Source organism: Polaribacter irgensii 23-P (assembly GCF_000153225.1).
Classification (GTDB): domain Bacteria; phylum Bacteroidota; class Bacteroidia; order Flavobacteriales; family Flavobacteriaceae; genus Polaribacter; species Polaribacter irgensii.
The window spans coordinates 1,719,552-1,734,830 of record NZ_CH724148.1 but is presented as its reverse complement, the minus strand read 5'-3'; the positions used below and the strand labels follow the sequence as shown (position 1 = coordinate 1,734,830).

13 protein-coding genes are annotated in these 15,279 nt (G+C 35.8%); 12 read left to right on the top strand and 1 reads right to left on the bottom strand.

The window, feature by feature from the left end; genetic code table 11:
* Nucleotides 1–555: 555 nt before the first annotated feature.
* A complete protein-coding gene (locus tag PI23P_RS07750) occupies nucleotides 556–1,293 on the bottom strand; it encodes a helix-turn-helix domain-containing protein (RefSeq protein ID WP_004570225.1) in 738 nt (245 codons plus the stop codon).
* A 120-nt stretch (nucleotides 1,294–1,413) separates the two neighbouring features.
* Here PI23P_RS07750 and PI23P_RS07745 point away from each other — a divergent pair, with 120 nt between their 5' ends.
* The 12 genes from PI23P_RS07745 (at nucleotide 1,414) to PI23P_RS07690 (ending at nucleotide 14,562) form a co-directional block, all read left to right on the top strand.
* Nucleotides 1,414–1,809, top strand: coding sequence for a CesT family type III secretion system chaperone (locus PI23P_RS07745; protein ID WP_004570224.1), 396 nt, complete (start codon nucleotides 1,414–1,416; stop codon nucleotides 1,807–1,809).
* A 23-nt stretch (nucleotides 1,810–1,832) separates the two neighbouring features.
* Nucleotides 1,833–2,531, top strand: coding sequence for a PspA/IM30 family protein (locus PI23P_RS07740; protein WP_004570223.1), 699 nt, complete (start codon nucleotides 1,833–1,835; stop codon nucleotides 2,529–2,531).
* Between the two features lie 134 nt (nucleotides 2,532–2,665).
* Complete coding sequence (locus PI23P_RS07735; RefSeq protein WP_004570222.1) at nucleotides 2,666–3,217, top strand: DUF4178 domain-containing protein; 552 nt, start codon at nucleotides 2,666–2,668, stop codon at nucleotides 3,215–3,217.
* A gap of 37 nt (nucleotides 3,218–3,254) precedes the next feature.
* Nucleotides 3,255–4,052: a hypothetical protein gene (locus PI23P_RS07730; RefSeq protein WP_004570221.1), complete on the top strand. Its 798-nt coding sequence runs from the start codon at nucleotides 3,255–3,257 to the stop codon at nucleotides 4,050–4,052.
* 23 nt (nucleotides 4,053–4,075) lie between these two features.
* Nucleotides 4,076–4,945: a DUF350 domain-containing protein gene (locus PI23P_RS07725; protein ID WP_004570220.1), complete on the top strand. Its 870-nt coding sequence runs from the start codon at nucleotides 4,076–4,078 to the stop codon at nucleotides 4,943–4,945.
* Nucleotides 4,933–6,489 carry a polyamine aminopropyltransferase gene (locus tag PI23P_RS07720; RefSeq protein ID WP_004570219.1) on the top strand — a complete coding sequence of 519 codons (1,557 nt, stop codon included), beginning with the start codon at nucleotides 4,933–4,935 and terminating at the stop codon, nucleotides 6,487–6,489. The genes PI23P_RS07725 and PI23P_RS07720 overlap by 13 nt, the downstream gene beginning before the upstream one ends.
* Nucleotides 6,490–6,491: 2 nt before the next feature.
* Nucleotides 6,492–6,809 (top strand): S-adenosylmethionine decarboxylase, encoded by a 318-nt coding sequence (locus PI23P_RS07715; protein ID WP_238299996.1) that lies wholly within the window; start codon nucleotides 6,492–6,494, stop codon nucleotides 6,807–6,809.
* A gap of 10 nt (nucleotides 6,810–6,819) precedes the next feature.
* Entirely contained in the window at nucleotides 6,820–7,599 is a 780-nt protein-coding gene (locus PI23P_RS07710; protein WP_004570217.1) for an ion transporter, read from the top strand.
* Nucleotides 7,600–7,602: 3 nt separating this feature from the next.
* A complete protein-coding gene (locus PI23P_RS07705; protein WP_004570216.1) occupies nucleotides 7,603–8,148 on the top strand; it encodes a rhomboid family intramembrane serine protease in 546 nt (181 codons plus the stop codon).
* A gap of 332 nt (nucleotides 8,149–8,480) precedes the next feature.
* Nucleotides 8,481–8,786 (top strand): DUF6660 family protein, encoded by a 306-nt coding sequence (locus tag PI23P_RS12900; RefSeq protein WP_004570215.1) that lies wholly within the window; start codon nucleotides 8,481–8,483, stop codon nucleotides 8,784–8,786.
* A gap of 122 nt (nucleotides 8,787–8,908) precedes the next feature.
* Nucleotides 8,909–13,324 carry a CusA/CzcA family heavy metal efflux RND transporter gene (locus PI23P_RS07695; protein ID WP_004570214.1) on the top strand — a complete coding sequence of 1,472 codons (4,416 nt, stop codon included), beginning with the start codon at nucleotides 8,909–8,911 and terminating at the stop codon, nucleotides 13,322–13,324.
* 17 nt (nucleotides 13,325–13,341) lie between these two features.
* Complete coding sequence (locus PI23P_RS07690) at nucleotides 13,342–14,562, top strand: efflux RND transporter periplasmic adaptor subunit (protein WP_004570213.1); 1,221 nt, start codon at nucleotides 13,342–13,344, stop codon at nucleotides 14,560–14,562.
* Nucleotides 14,563–15,279 lie beyond the last annotated feature (717 nt).

Here is a 15,279-nt window from a genome sequence, read left to right as displayed (position 1 = left end):
AATAAACCGAAACGGAAGTGCTAATAAACCGCCCTAATTTTCTTACACTAAACGTCAGGTAATATTCACTACGAAACACTATAGAGATCTGAAAATAGAATTTAACAATCAACAAGAATTGATTTCTCTAGTTACTGGATTAAAGAAATTAAAAATTAAAGATTGAAAAGGTGTTTTACCATGCGCAAATGAACGTTTAACAGCTTCGAGAATTCTGCAAATTATCTCAAAAAGGGAAAACGCTTTTAAAAACTACGATGGAAAACTGAACCGATCTGCAGGAGCCAATACCCAAATTTTGAACGTTTCACTAACCATTTCAGACTTGCTAAATATTACAGCTATTTCTCCAGATCATATTGCAGAAACAATTTAATATAGCCGATTAGACAGAGATCGTTGGTAAGGATAACTTGATATTTTGAAAAACAACAGTGTTTTAAATGCCCCTAAGTTTCTACACATTCTTTTCTTAAGTTCGGTGTACTGCAGTCTCTTTTGATTGCAAGCTGTTGTAAACAAGCTGAGATACTTTTAGTAAGGTATTTCTAAAAACTATTTTAACAAGAGCTGTGTTAACTTTGTATCCAATTCATTTATTTTAATGGCTAACTCTGATGTAAACTTTGGATATCGCTTTAAAAACACAAAAGATACTTTCCAAAAATAAGTAGCAGCTGCTATTGGAATATCAAGTGATGGCGACTGACCTGTTAATGCTGTGTCCCCTTTATCTGAGATCGTAAATCTTCTAATCAGCAAAGCATCATCGACCAAAGCAATTACAACATCACCCGCAAAAAGAGCATCAATATTTTTACTTTCTCCAATCACTACGTCATTAGGGAACAAACCTTCTTCATCAGACACCCGAAATAAATCCTTAACCATAAACGCTAAAAAATCTAAATCTCCCTCGACAGGCACTCTAATTGTTGGCAATGAATTGTAACTCTGAGACCTCTTAAAATTGTCTACAAAGAATGCACTGTTCAGCGAATTTACAAAAGGAATTTCTTTGAAGGAGGCCTTCACTATTTGGTTTATATCCGTGGTTATCCCCTCATTAAAACGCAGTAATTGGTTTACAGTAATTTCTTTTGTCAGGAAATCATCAATACTAATGCTAAAATAATTAGCAACTTTTATAAGGGTGTCAATCTTCGGCTCGCTTCTGCCCTCTTCATAAGCTCCTAACGTCGCTCTTTTCAACGAAAACAACTCTGCAAAGACCTGCTGACTAAGGCCCTTAATCACTCTTATTTTCTTAATATTTTTCCCAAAAAAGGACATAATTTGCTAATTTTATTTGCAATATAATAAATATTAACTATATTTGAAATATAAACATCGTAAAAGAAAAAAATCGAAGCGCGCATCGTTAAAACATTTCCAGTTAAAAACTAAAAATACATGAAAGAAGAATTTAAAACTATTAAAAATTACCTGATTGAATTAAATTATAATATTACCCACGAAAACGAAGAAGAAGGCGTACTGGTAATTCAAGATTATGACAAGGGAATCAGCAATTTAATCTTAGGAATTGCAAGTCCTATTTTAGTTATGGAACAATATATTTTTAAAATTTCTAATCCAAGTGAAACGATCTTTCAGCAGTTATTACAAAAAAATAGAGACATTGTTCACGGTGCATTTGTACTCGATGAATCTGGAGAAAAAGTAATCTTTAGAGACACTTTACAAATTGAAAACATTGATTTAAACGAGCTAGAGGGATCTATAAATTCTTTAAGTTTATTACTAAGTGAGTATTCTGAAAATATCATTCAATTTTCAAAATCATAAAAACAAAATAAAAACAAAACATCATGAGTATATTTAGAAGACTATTTAATGTAGGGAAATCTGAGGCACATTCTGCAATAGATAAAATGGAAGATCCAATAAAGATGACCGAACAAGGCATCCGAGACATGAAAAATGACTTGACAGACGCTTTAGAAGGGCTTGCGCAAGTAAAAGCAATGTTGATTCGTTCTCAAAACGATAAAACGCAATTTGATAACAAAGCAAAAGATTATCAAAATAAAGCAATGCTGATCCTACAAAAAACTCAAAAGAAAAGCATATCAGCAGAAGACGGAGATCGTTTGGCAAGAGAAGCTCTGGTAAAGAAAGAGGAAAACACAGAGCACTCAAAACGCTGTGGTGTGGAAATAGAAAAATTCTCTAAATCCGTTTCTCAATTAGAAACCAATGTAAACAGTTTAAAGAACAATGTTAGTAAGTGGGAAAATGAATTGAAAACGCTAAAAGCGCGTGTAAAAGTTTCTAACGCTACTAAGAATTTGAACAAGCAAATGGCAGCAATTGATAGCTCTAGCACGGTTAATATGCTAGAAAAAATGAGAGAAAAAGTGAGTCAAGAAGAAGCCCTCGCAGATGCCTATGGAAATATTGCCAACGAATCAAAAAGTGTTGATGAGGAACTTGACCGCGTTTTAGACAACACATCTGCAAGTGCAGAAAGTGACCTTGATGCACTCAAGAAACAAATGGGCATGTAATTCAAATGCACTTCAGCATCTTTACAATACCAAAAAGCGCTTCTTTAATAAAAGAAGCGCTTTCCTGCTACTAAAGAGTCACTGCAAATAATTTAGAAGAAGCATTCTTCCACAATAAAATCATAAAACTACACATGGGTATATTTGATATTTTTAAAAAAAAAGAAAAGGAAAGACACTTTGACCCTACTAATATTACCATTAGAGATTTAGGGAAAGGATATCTCTTTGAATATGCAATTGAAACATGGACCGTTTCGGCATTGTTCGAGTATGATTGGGGAGAGAATTATTTTACCAGGGAGTTTGTAATCAAAAATGGTGCAACTGAGAAGTTTTTAAACATTGAAGACGACGGTGGCTTGGTAGTTACTTTATCTGAAAAAGTAAAACTAAGAAAACTTGGGGAAGAGGTCTGTGACTATATTGATGCACACCAAAAACCTCCAAAAAAAATAAAATATGAGGGTGTAAAATATTACTTGGATGAAAAATCACCTGGCTATTGTAAAGAAATAGATGCAGCCAACTGGGAGGAATTAGTTTCCTTTGATTATTTGGATGAGGAAGAAGAAAAAACACTCTGTATCGAGCAGTATGGGGAAGAAGAGTTCGAAGTAACAAAAGGAATTATCATTGATGAACTTTCTATTTCTAATATATTACCGAAAGGAGACAATTATTAGTGCTAAAAACTTTAAATTTGACCTTAAATTCATATTCATGAAAATTTTCAAAACACTCCTTATTTTAAGTGCTCTCCTATTGCTAAACGCATGCGGTCAAGAACCTAGAAAATATATAAAGACTCCTTTAGATCAGATCGCCATGATGTATATGAATACACAAAATTATAGTGTTGTTCTCGCAGATATGGATTTCAATAAAGACACGAACAAGTATTTACACAAGTATAAAATTATCCTTGAAGAAAAAACAAATACAACTGCGTCTTTAGAGGATGATTTTACTATTAAACTAACAAACTGGGAAAATGTATCAGCCATCACTTTTGAAGAACACCAAAAGGATCTTGGAATGACCGTTTTATCGAAGAAAAATGGTGTTCTTGACAAAAAAGCAACGCCTGCAGGCTATAACAGTTATGTAGGAAACTCAAAGTATGGCAATTGGCAGCAACAAAGTAACGGTACTTCTTTTTGGGTGTATTACGTTCAATACCGCTTTATGAGTTCTCTTTTCTACGGTTCTAGCCATAGATACTATAGAAATGACTACAACTACTACAGAACAAACCACTACGGAAGAAGCAATTATTATGGAAGGACGAATACCTTTGGAACTTCCACCTATAAAAACTCCAATGCTAGTTGGAATTCAAAACCCCAAACCTTTAAAGACAATGTAAGAAGCAATGTCAAAAGAAGCTCTTCGGCATTAAAATCGCAAGGATATAGCTCTAGTAGAAGCTATAACAGTACAAGGCAGACTTCAAGAAATAGCAACAGGTACAGCAACTCAAGCTCTTCTCGCTCACGTAGTGGAGGATTTGGTAAATAACAAGCAGTAAACGCGCACAAAACATGGAAAAATATATAAATATTATAGATTTATCTCATTCTCTAGGATATACCGTAAGTGGTTTGATTATTTTTATTATTGGAAAATTTGCTTATAAATTGCTGCATCCAAAAATCAACGTTCAACAAGAATTAGTTGAAAAAGATAACTTTGCATTCATTCTTTCTTATGTCGGATACTTTACCGCTTTAATCATTGTTATTGGAGGAACAATTGTGGGTGAAAGCTATGATTTTGCGACAGATATCATGCTTATTTTTGTGTATGGAATCCTTGGAATTGCACTATTACTAATCGCAGCATGGATAAGCAATCAACTAATTCTAACAAAATTTGATTTAAAGAAAGAAATTATCACAGATAAAAATGAAGGGTCTGGCATTATAGAAGCTGCCATCTATATTGCAAATGGACTTATTTTATACGGTGCTTTAATCGGTGAATCAGCAACACTTTTAAATGGAATATCAACCTTCTTGATCTACTGGATCATTGGAAATTTTGTACTGATTATCGCTTCAAAAATCTTTACTTCTTGGATCCGTTATGATATTCATACCGAAATAGAAAATGACAATGTTGCAGCGGGAATCAGCTTTGCCGGCGCCATACTTGCCATTGGTATTATTACTATGAATGCCATTTTAGACCCTTTTGTAAACTGGACCACTACACTTGTAGACATCAGTATACAGACAGTATTAGGATGCATATTATTGCCGATAATACGCCTTTTTGCGGACAAGATCTTATTGCCTGGCAGAAAACTTACCGATGAAATTATAAACCAAGAGAAACCAAATGTTGGTGCTGGATTGATCGAGGCTTTTGCTTACGTTGCCGCCGCAATATTGATTACATGGAGTATTTAAAAAACAATTCATTTATTTTAAAATTGGCTATTTTTGCAACCGGCTTTGCAGGAATTGTGGCGGAGTACACCTTATCTACTTTAGCAACCTATTTTATTGGAAATTCAATTTTTCAATGGACGATGATTGTTTCCTTAATGTTGTTCTGCATGGGATTAGGGAGCAGACTGAGCAAATTAATTACAAAAAATTTAATTCAAAATTTTTTAATTTTAGAAACTACACTTTCATTAATTGTTGCCTTTTCTTCCGTTTTGGTATATACTTTAGCTTCTATAAGTGAATACTACGGCATTGTAATTTACTCTTTAAGTATGATTATTGGATTGCTAATAGGACTAGAAATTCCTTTAGTCGTTCGGATAAATAAGGAGTATGAAGACCTGAAAAGTAATATTTCTTCCATTTTAGAAAAAGATTATTACGGCAGTCTAATAGGTGGCGTATTTTTCGCCTTTATTGGATTGCCGATGCTCGGATTAGCATATACTCCCTTTGTATTGGGTATTATTAATTTTTTAGTAGCCTTAATTGTATTTTATCGCTTTAAAGATAAAATCAACAAACGCAGTACCCTTAAATTACAGGCTATATTGTTTGTAGTTTTTGCCGCTTTAATTACCGGGATTTCCTTTACAGAACCTATTATTGAATGGGGAGAACAAAAAAAATATAAGGACAAAGTGGTCTATTCAGAACAAACTGAATATCAAAAAATTGTATTGACCGAATGGAAAAACGAGCACTGGCTGTATTTGAACGGAAACTTACAATTTTGCTCTATTGATGAAAAAATGTATCATGAGCCACTAGTGCATCCGATCATGCAATTACATCCAAAACCACAACGCATACTAATTCTTGGGGGTGGTGATGGCTGTGCCGTAAGAGAACTTTTAAAATACCCGAGTGTTGAAAAAATAGACATGGTAGACCTCGATCCAAAAATGACAGATTTAGGCCGCAACCACCCTGTTTTAATTGACATTAATAAAGGAAGTATGCACAACGACAAACTAGAAATTTTTAATAAAGACGCATACATTCACCTCGAACAAAATAACAGTGAATTTTATGATATTATAATTGCCGATTTACCAGACCCCAGAAGCATTGAGTTGGGGAGACTTTATTCCCACGAATTCTATTCTCTCTGCAAGCGTAAATTAAGACCTAATGGACTAATAATTACGCAAGCAGGAAGCCCGTACTTTGCAACTAAAGCCTATAATTGTATCAATAAAACCATGCAATCTGCCGGTTTCAAAACAGTAAAGCTTCACAACCAAGTATTATCTATGGGCGAGTGGGGATGGATTATTGGCACTAAAAGCCAGGGTGTAAATGCACAGAAATTAAAATACAAATTACAAAAGATCGACTTTAAAAATATTGAAACCAAATGGATCAATACAGAGGCCATGCAATTGATGACCTCCTTTGGAAAAGAGTTCTATAAACCAGCCGATAGCCTTGAAATAAACAAAATTCACAACCCTGTTCTTTACCAGTATTATTTAGACGGCAATTGGGATTTATATTAATTATGAGCACTATTTATAAACATACAGAAGCACACATATACAGCCATAAATTTTGGACTGACTGCACGGAGCCACAAGAACTACGGGAGACTTTTGAACGTTTTTTAACAGAAGTTGACTTTACCATTGTACTTTTTAATGAGCACCATTTTACGGAACAAGGATATACCTGTTTTTGGCTTTTAGGCGAAAGTCATTTAGCAATTCACACCTTTCCTGAAAGTAGTAAAAGCTATGTAGAGCTTAGTAGCTGTAATAAAGCAAAACGAGACTTGTTTGTGCTTAAAGTAAACGCACAAAAGAATATAAGTATCGCATAAAACATACAGCATGAAAAAAAAAGTAAGGGTTTTTATCAATGATAACAAATATTTTATAAAATTTATTTACGCCCTTATTGTTTTAAATGTACTGACTTTAATTCTTGAATCATATAAAGAATTAAACGACAATTATGGTCTCTTCTTTTATTCCTTCGAAATCTTTTCAGTAGCCATCTTTACGATAGAATATCTCCTTCGAATTTGGGTTTCAGACAAAACGAAAGAAGACAAAAAAGAACGGCTAAATTTTGCCTTTTCTACTTTAGGAATTATTGATTTAATTGCAATTATTCCATTTTATCTGCCTTTTATTTTTCCTTTCGATTTGAGAATTGTCCGAATTCTTCGTTTATTTAGGCTACTTCGAATTTTCAAACTTAGTCGGTATTCCAAATCATTAAAAACAATACAATACATTTTTAGAGAAACAAAAGCGGAACTGTCTATCACCGTATTTGTAACTTTTGTATTGATGATCTTATCCTCTACCCTTATGTATTATATAGAACATGATGCACAACCAGAAAAATTTGCAAGTATCGGAGATGCGGTCTGGTGGGCGGTTGCAACTTTAACTACAGTAGGGTACGGAGATGTATATCCTGTGACCGCTTTGGGTAAAATTTTAAGTGGTATTATTGCTTTGATAGGAATTGGCTTTGTTGCACTTCCAACGGGAATCATTAGTTCCGCTTTCATTGAAAAAATTCAGGCTGAAAAGAAATCAAAAAAAGGTAAAAAAGTGAAAAACAAAGAATGTTGTCCAACCTGTGGAAAAAATCTTTAAAATATGATTCAACATAAATACATCCTTCAACTAGTAGTGCTACTCTATGCTGTTTATTTTATTGGCCTTTTTATTCCCATTGCAAAATTTGGAATTGTTCCTCGGACCACACATGGACTTATCGGCATTTTTACTGCACCTTTTTTACATAGTGGAATTCGCCACTTACTATCCAACACAGTTCCTTTAATTACACTGCTAATAATACTAAATACCGTTTACCCCACAAAAACAGTCGCTGTCTTTTTATTCATTACCATCACAGGCGGACTACTTGTTTGGATTTTTGGGAGAAATGCAAATCATATTGGTGCTAGCGGACTTATATATGGGCTTGTCGCTTTTCTCGTTGTGAATGGAATACTAGAGAAAAAATACATTCCAATTTTTATATCAATAGCTGTGGGCGCAGTCTATGGTGGCTTACTTTGGGGAATATTCCCATCTGTAAGAAGTTATATCTCCTGGGAAGGACATCTTTTTGGTGCAGTTGCCGGGGTTCTTATTGCTTTTTTATTAAAAAATGGCAAGACCAATATTCCGTTATAAGCGCAACCCTTCTGCGATACAACCAAGCATATCAAAACAACATTTGCAGTCTAAAATAGGACACGCTCTTTTTTAACACAACAGCTTATAAATTTTTCGTCTTAATTGTACTGCAGCATTTTACAGCTGCAAAGAACAACTACTTTACCACAGCAACAAATACGGTCCCAAAACCTTCGCTGCACGTTAAACATAGATCCCAACTTTAAATAAAGACCATCAAAAAGCCAACCACATAAAAGCACTTTCATTTTTTCCAATCGCACAAACCCTCAAAACCAAGAACTGTTTTTACAACAACATTGCACAAATAAATTCTTACCTTTGCAACAATGAAATCGTTCGCATTTATATTATCAATCTACATTTTTGCACTTAATTTAGCACCTTGTGTGGATTATGATGCGCATGATATTAATGTTAAAACTGAATTTTCACAAGATATCGGAGGCCAACATCAATGGTTAGATTTGTGTTCACCTTTTTGTATTTGCCAATGTTGCCATATTAGTGCTACCTATTTCCAATTCGAGGACACACAGCTTGCTATGTCCTATATTTCTACTGAAGATTTTTTCTATTTAATCGTTTCAGAAAAAAGCTTTTCTACTTCTATTTTACAACCTCCCAGAATATAACTCAATTTAAATTTTAGGATAATGCTATCCTATTGTGACCATTCACGGGTCCCTTATATCTGCGATTAGTCCCAAAAATTTGAGATATTTTCGCGACGTTTAATTGAATTAATACATTTTATATGATTGATAAAATCATTTCATTTTCCATAAAAAATAAATTTATTATTGGCCTATTTATTGTGGCGCTTATCGGCACAGGTGTCTACGCTATGGCCACTATAAAATTGGGTTCTGTGCCCGATATAACCAATAATCAAGTACAAGTAATTACGGTTGCCCCTAATTTAGGAACAGAAGATATTGAACAATTTGTAACCTATCCAGTGGAGCTAGCAATGGCAAATTTACCAGACGTTGTCGAGCTGCGTTCCGTTTCCCGTTTTGGGCTATCCGTAGTAACAATCGTTTTTAAAGATGCATCTGGAACCTATCTTCCGCGCCAGCTGGTACAAGAAAAACTTAGAGAAGTCAGCGAAGAAATTCCCCAAGGATTTGGCAAACCATTTATGGCCCCTATTACTACAGGATTGGGTGAAATTTATCAATACACGCTAAAAGTAAAGGAGGGCTATGGAGATAAATACGATGCAATGGAACTTCGTACAATACAAGATTGGTTGGTAAAACGCCAAATGGCTTTAGTACCTGGCGTTGTTGAAGTCAACGCATTTGGCGGATATGTGAAACAATACGAAGTAGCAATAAACCCTGACAAACTCAAAAGTTTTGGCATTACTATCAATCAGGTTTTTGAGGCTCTAAAAGTAAATAATGCGAATACTGGCGGTGCTTATATCGAAAAAAACCATCAAGCTAATTTTATAAGAGGCGAAGGACTGGCGCGCAGTTTAGAAGATTTGGAAAATATATGGGTAACATCGCAAAACGGAAGTCCCATATTAATTAGAGATGTGGCAGAAAAAGTAGGATATGCCAGTCAAGTACGGTATGGTGCTTTCACTCAAGATGGGCACGAATCCGTTGGGGGGCAAATATTAATGCTGAAAGGAGAAAGCCCAAGCGAAGTAATTAAGAATGTAGAAATACGCATCAAAGAAATTCAAAAGTCATTGCCGAAAGGCGTTTATATAGCACCCTTTTTAAGCCGAAGCGATCTCATTGACAGAACCACAAGTACCGTCGAGAAAAACCTTATTGAAGGGTCACTCATCGTAATTTTTGTGTTGGTACTTCTTTTAGGAAGTTTCCGTGGTGGCTTGATCACGGCCTCCGTAATCCCATTATCATTGCTATTTGCTTTTATTTTAATGAAACAATTTGGCGTTTGGGCAAACCTCATGTCCTTGGGTGCAATTGACTTTGGAATCATTGTAGATGGTGCGGTAATCATCGTGGAAGGAATGGTATTCCAGATTCATCAGCGGATGCGTAAAACCACATCAATAATTGACCAAGCGGAAATGGATGCAATCGCGTATGATGCCGCAAGTAAAATGATGAATTCTGCCTTTTTCGGACAATTGATCATTCTAATCGTTTTCACACCCATTCTTTTCTTGACAGGGATTGAAGGAAAAATGTTCCGCCCCATGGCGTTTACATTTGGTTTTGCCGTTTTAGGTGCTATTATCCTTTGCCTTACCTATGTCCCAATGATTTCGGCACTTTTTTTAAAACCCGCTAAAAACCAAAATAACTGGTTTGCCAAATTTGAAAATAAGATTGACAGATTCAGCGATAAAATTATGAGCGGCCTAAATCGTGCATATGTGCCGCTGTTAAATTTTGCACTTCGTTTTAAAGCAGCTGCCATTAGCAGTGCGGTAGCTTTATTACTGATTGCAAGTTTCATTTTTACCACAATGGGAGGCGAATTTATTCCAAAATTTGATGAAGGTGATATCGCAATGCAAGCTTTGATTAAACCAGGTAGTAGTCTTACCGAATCGATTGAGGCTTCCAAAAAACTACAGAACATCGTAAATCAATTTCCCGAGGTAAAAACAATGGTGTCAAGAATTGGTGTCGCTGAAATTCCAACAGACCCCATGCCGATGGATATTGCCGACAGCTATATAATTCTAGAAAAAGATAAAAGTAAATGGACTTCAGCAGATAGTAAGGAGGAACTCATCGAAAAAATTCAAGAGAAAATTTCTGTAATTTCAGGTGTCAATTTTGTGTTTACGCAACCCGTAGAACTTCGATTCAATGAATTATTAACCGGTGTTCGAGAAGATGTTGCCATAAAACTATATGGCGAGGATTTAGAAGTTCTGGCAAAAAAGATTCAAGAGATCGCTGATGTTATTAGAACTGTTCCAGGAGCTGCAGACCTCAATGTGGAAGCGACTCGTGGTTTGCCACAAATGACCGTGGTGTACAACCGTGCAAAAATGGCACAGTATGGCGTAACTGTTGACGAATTGAACCATTATGTAAGTGCAGCATTTGCAGGCGAAACGGCCAGTGTAATTTTTGAAGGTGAAAAACGGTTTGATGTAGTTATCCGTTTGGCCAAGGAATTTAGAACGGACATTAACAGCCTTAAAAACCTCTATATTGACCTGCCTAGTGGCAATCAAGTGCCTTTAAAAGAGGTGGCAGACATCAGCTATAAACCTGGCCCAATGCAAATTTCAAGGGACAATACGTACCGTCGTGTTTCTATAGGTGTCAATGTTCGTGGTCGGGATGTAAAAACGATGGTGGAAGAAATTCAACAAAAACTAGAAACCGAAGTTCAATTACCATCTGGCTATTACTTAACCTACGGCGGATCTTTTGAAAATTTACAACGAGCTACAGACCGTTTAATGATTGTAGTACCGATCGCGTTATTTTTAATCTTTATACTACTCTACTTTGCGTTGAGATCAATTTCACAATCCATCATGATTTATATGGCGGTACCATTGGCAGCTATTGGCGGCGTATTTGCACTCTGGATTCGCGGTATGCCTTTCAGTATTTCTGCTGGCGTTGGTTTTATCGTTTTATTTGGCGTTGCGGTATTGAACGGGCTAGTACTGATAAACAAATTCAACGAACTAAAAGAAAGTGGAATGACAAATTTAAAAAAACGCATCTACGAAGGTACGCACGAGCGTTTGCGTCCAATTTTGCTAACCGCCACTGCAGCCGTCATGGGCTTTATTCCAATGGCAATTTCTACCTCGGGAGGCGCTGAAGTACAACGACCATTGGCAACTGTGATCATTGGTGGCTTGCTTACAGCAACCTTTCTAACCTTGGTTGTTCTTCCGGTTCTTTATTATTGGCTCGAAGCACGAAAAAATAACAAAGGGAATGGTGGCGACGAAAACTACCTCAATAAAAATAATATAGTAATTACCATACTCTTGTTGTTCGGTGTTGCGTTTACCTCTACAAGTAGTTTTGCACAAGAAATAAATAAAGACAGGGCAATTCCAAATACCATTACGTTGGCAGATGCCATTGCAATGGCAAAGCAAAATTACCCGTCCCTTAAAGAAAGCCAAGCTTTTATAGCACGTGAAAGAGCTATGGAAGGCACAAGTTTCGACATGGGAAACACAAAGGTTTTTACAGGAAAAGATGAATATAGCAATAACATTCCTGGAGTGCAGACCACTGTTGGGGTGCAGCAAGGGAATATCGATTTGCTTTCAGGTTTTTCAAAATCTAAATTCTACAAACAACGAGTGGCTTTGGGTGAAAAATTCTATGCGGTGAATGCGCAGCAATTAGTGAGGAACGTGATGCTGGCCTATGAGCAAATAAATTACAACAAGGCGCAATTGCTTTTTGCAGAGCAACTAGATAATGTGTATGCAAATTTTAAAACAGCGGCACAGCTGCGATATAACACTGGAGAAACAGGCAAGTTAGAATTCATTTCCGCTTCTTCGGAATACCAAAAAGTTCAGGTGTTTCGACAACAAGCTTCTGATGATATTGAAATTGCCAAACGCGCCTTAACGCAATATTTAGGAACAGATGAACCCATTGAAACTGTTTCCGTTTTATACAAGCCGATGAATTTAAACAGATTGATGGATGCTACTTCTGTGGCAAATAATCCAATTCTACAATATTCCCTTCAAAGCGTAGCAGTCAGCAAAGCCAATGTGAGTGTCGAAAAATCGAAGTTTTTACCAAAATTCAGTCTCTCGTACGGACGGCAAGTGGTCGCTAATGTTTCAGGATTTAATAGCTATCAAGCAGGAATTCAAATTCCGTTATGGTTTTTCCCACAAAAATCAAGGGTAAAAGCCGCCAAAGCAAGTGTAATGATCGCAGAAAACCAATATTTAGAGCAAGAAGCAATTACAGAAAGTACTATTTCTCAACTACTCAAATCCCTTGAGAAAACGAAGAAGACATTAAAGTATTACGAAGAAGGGGCATTGCTTTTAGCGGAGGAACAAATAACCACCGCACAATTGGCATCTAAGGAAGGTGAAATAGATTATGTAAACTACATAACGATTCTCAACAGTGCCATCAGGATAAAGCAGACGCATTTACAATATATCAATCAATACAACCAACAGACCATTGAACTACAATATCAATTGGGCACTCTATAATCTTAAATAAAAAAGAAATGAAACACATCACTATAATAAGTCTGGTATCAATACCCTTTTTGCTTTTTGGCTGCAATCATAAAGTAGATTCCAATTCAGGCAATAATGAAAAAATTGAAACTTCTAAGAAAATGGAAGAAGGGGAACAAAGACAAGATGCAGGAAAAGTAGGCGTTGTTGAACTTACGAGAGAACAAGCTGAAACAATTGGTCTTGAAATAAATTCTTTGGAAAAAAAGAGTTTAGGCAATTCCATAAAAGTTACTGGTCAGTTGGAACTATTTCCGCAAGACAGAGCAAATATTAGCCCTTTTGTGGGTGGTAATGTGCGTTCTATTCACGTTATCGAAGGTGATAAGGTAAACAAAGACCAAATATTGGCGTATTTGGAACATCCAAATATCATAACCATGCAACAGGAATATCAGGAAAAAAACAACGCACTCATCTTTTTAAAACAAGACTTTGAGCGTAAAAAAACGCTGTATGATAAAGGCGTTTCTTCTGGAAAGGATTTTCAAATGGCACAATCTAAGTTTCGCGCTACCAGCGCTACTGTAAACGGTTTAAGGTCGAAATTAAAATTGTTAGGATTAAATATCAAAGCGGTTTTACAAGGACAAATTTTTTCAGCAATCCCAATTACAACGCCGATAAGCGGCTATGTAGACGAAGTTATGGTGAGCCTTGGCGATTACGTAGCTCCCCAGAACAAAATGTTCACGATAAGCGATAATTCGGAAATTCACGCAGATTTTAAAGTGTACGAAAAAGACATCCGAAAGGTGAAGGAAGGGCAAGAAATTTATTTTACGGTTGCAGCCAAACCAAACAAACTCTTAAAGGCAAAGATCCACGCGATTGGTAAAACCTTTGAAAATGCTCCAAAAGCGTTACATGTCCACGCTGATGTTCATAACGAGGATAAAGAATTGCTTCCCGGAATGTATGTGGAGGGAAGAATTGTTCAGGACCAAAAAATGGTATTTGCAGTTCCTGAGGATGCGATCATTAAAGACGGCGAACAATCTTTTATTTTCATATTAGACGAGGAGGGTAAAGAAGACAAAAATAAAATGAAGTTTAAAATGATACCCATAAATATCGGTATTACTGATTTAGGATTTATAGAAATCAGTCTTCCATTTAACATTACAAAGGATGTAAAAGTGGTGACAAAAGGCGCATATACCCTTTCATCAGAAATGTTAAAAGGCACAACAGAACACAGTCATTAATTTACAATAACGGTTTTAAAGCCGGGTTTGGCAACATCTTTAAGTTTATTAAATTTACAATCCGAGCTTGGTTTAAAAACTAAAATAAACAACAACAATCTAAAGAGTATATTAAGTGAGAAATAAAAGCATTCATAAAACCAAATAGCAAAAATAGAGTCATTGATTCTTTACCTAGGGTAGCTTTAAAAGAATGTCCCTTTCAAAATCAAAGGATGCGACTGCATTTAAAACAAAAGTGTCAAGCCTATTTTCGGATGTTCACGTAACAGAGAGCTCCTTAATTAAGTTGGAATTTGTCTATTAAAATAACGAGGTTCAAGTGGCTATTGCGCCAACAATTGCCAATAAAAAAAAGAAGAACCAAGACAGTATCCTTTATGGATCCTATAGAGAGAATGCGCTTAAAATAAAAACGAGTTCTTCGTTACAACAGCGGATCGTATCTTATCGGGATAGCATAGAAAAAATATTAGAGCGTAGTTCATTAAAAAAGAGTGACTTGTGGACGTTGCGCAATACATAAACAAACGCTGAATATTTAGCGGATAGTAGACCGCGAATTCAATACAATGGACCCCTTCTTTTTTATCGAATACCACTTGATACACGTTTCTATATCTCTTTGGATGTCTTAGATTCCCGCAGGTTCTCATAGAGCAACAAGTTGTTCTGTACACTGAAAAACGGTATTTACACTAAAAATTTAACAGATCC

Bases quoted from the DNA above. Each gene is read 5' to 3' on its own strand.
- PI23P_RS07730 (WP_004570221.1), top strand. From the start codon at position 3,255: ATGAAAATTTTCAAAACACTCCTTATTTTAAGTGCTCTCCTATTGCTA.
- PI23P_RS12900 (WP_004570215.1), top strand. From the start codon at position 8,481: ATGAAATCGTTCGCATTTATATTATCAATCTACATTTTTGCACTTAAT.
- PI23P_RS07750 (WP_004570225.1), bottom strand. From the start codon at position 1,293: ATGTCCTTTTTTGGGAAAAATATTAAGAAAATAAGAGTGATTAAGGGC.
- PI23P_RS07725 (WP_004570220.1), top strand. From the start codon at position 4,076: ATGGAAAAATATATAAATATTATAGATTTATCTCATTCTCTAGGATAT.
- PI23P_RS07740 (WP_004570223.1), top strand. From the start codon at position 1,833: ATGAGTATATTTAGAAGACTATTTAATGTAGGGAAATCTGAGGCACAT.
- PI23P_RS07720 (WP_004570219.1), top strand. From the start codon at position 4,933: ATGGAGTATTTAAAAAACAATTCATTTATTTTAAAATTGGCTATTTTT.
- PI23P_RS07695 (WP_004570214.1), top strand. From the start codon at position 8,909: ATGATTGATAAAATCATTTCATTTTCCATAAAAAATAAATTTATTATT.
- PI23P_RS07745 (WP_004570224.1), top strand. From the start codon at position 1,414: ATGAAAGAAGAATTTAAAACTATTAAAAATTACCTGATTGAATTAAAT.
- PI23P_RS07705 (WP_004570216.1), top strand. From the start codon at position 7,603: ATGATTCAACATAAATACATCCTTCAACTAGTAGTGCTACTCTATGCT.
- PI23P_RS07735 (WP_004570222.1), top strand. From the start codon at position 2,666: ATGGGTATATTTGATATTTTTAAAAAAAAAGAAAAGGAAAGACACTTT.
- PI23P_RS07690 (WP_004570213.1), top strand. From the start codon at position 13,342: ATGAAACACATCACTATAATAAGTCTGGTATCAATACCCTTTTTGCTT.
- PI23P_RS07715 (WP_238299996.1), top strand. From the start codon at position 6,492: ATGAGCACTATTTATAAACATACAGAAGCACACATATACAGCCATAAA.
- PI23P_RS07710 (WP_004570217.1), top strand. From the start codon at position 6,820: ATGAAAAAAAAAGTAAGGGTTTTTATCAATGATAACAAATATTTTATA.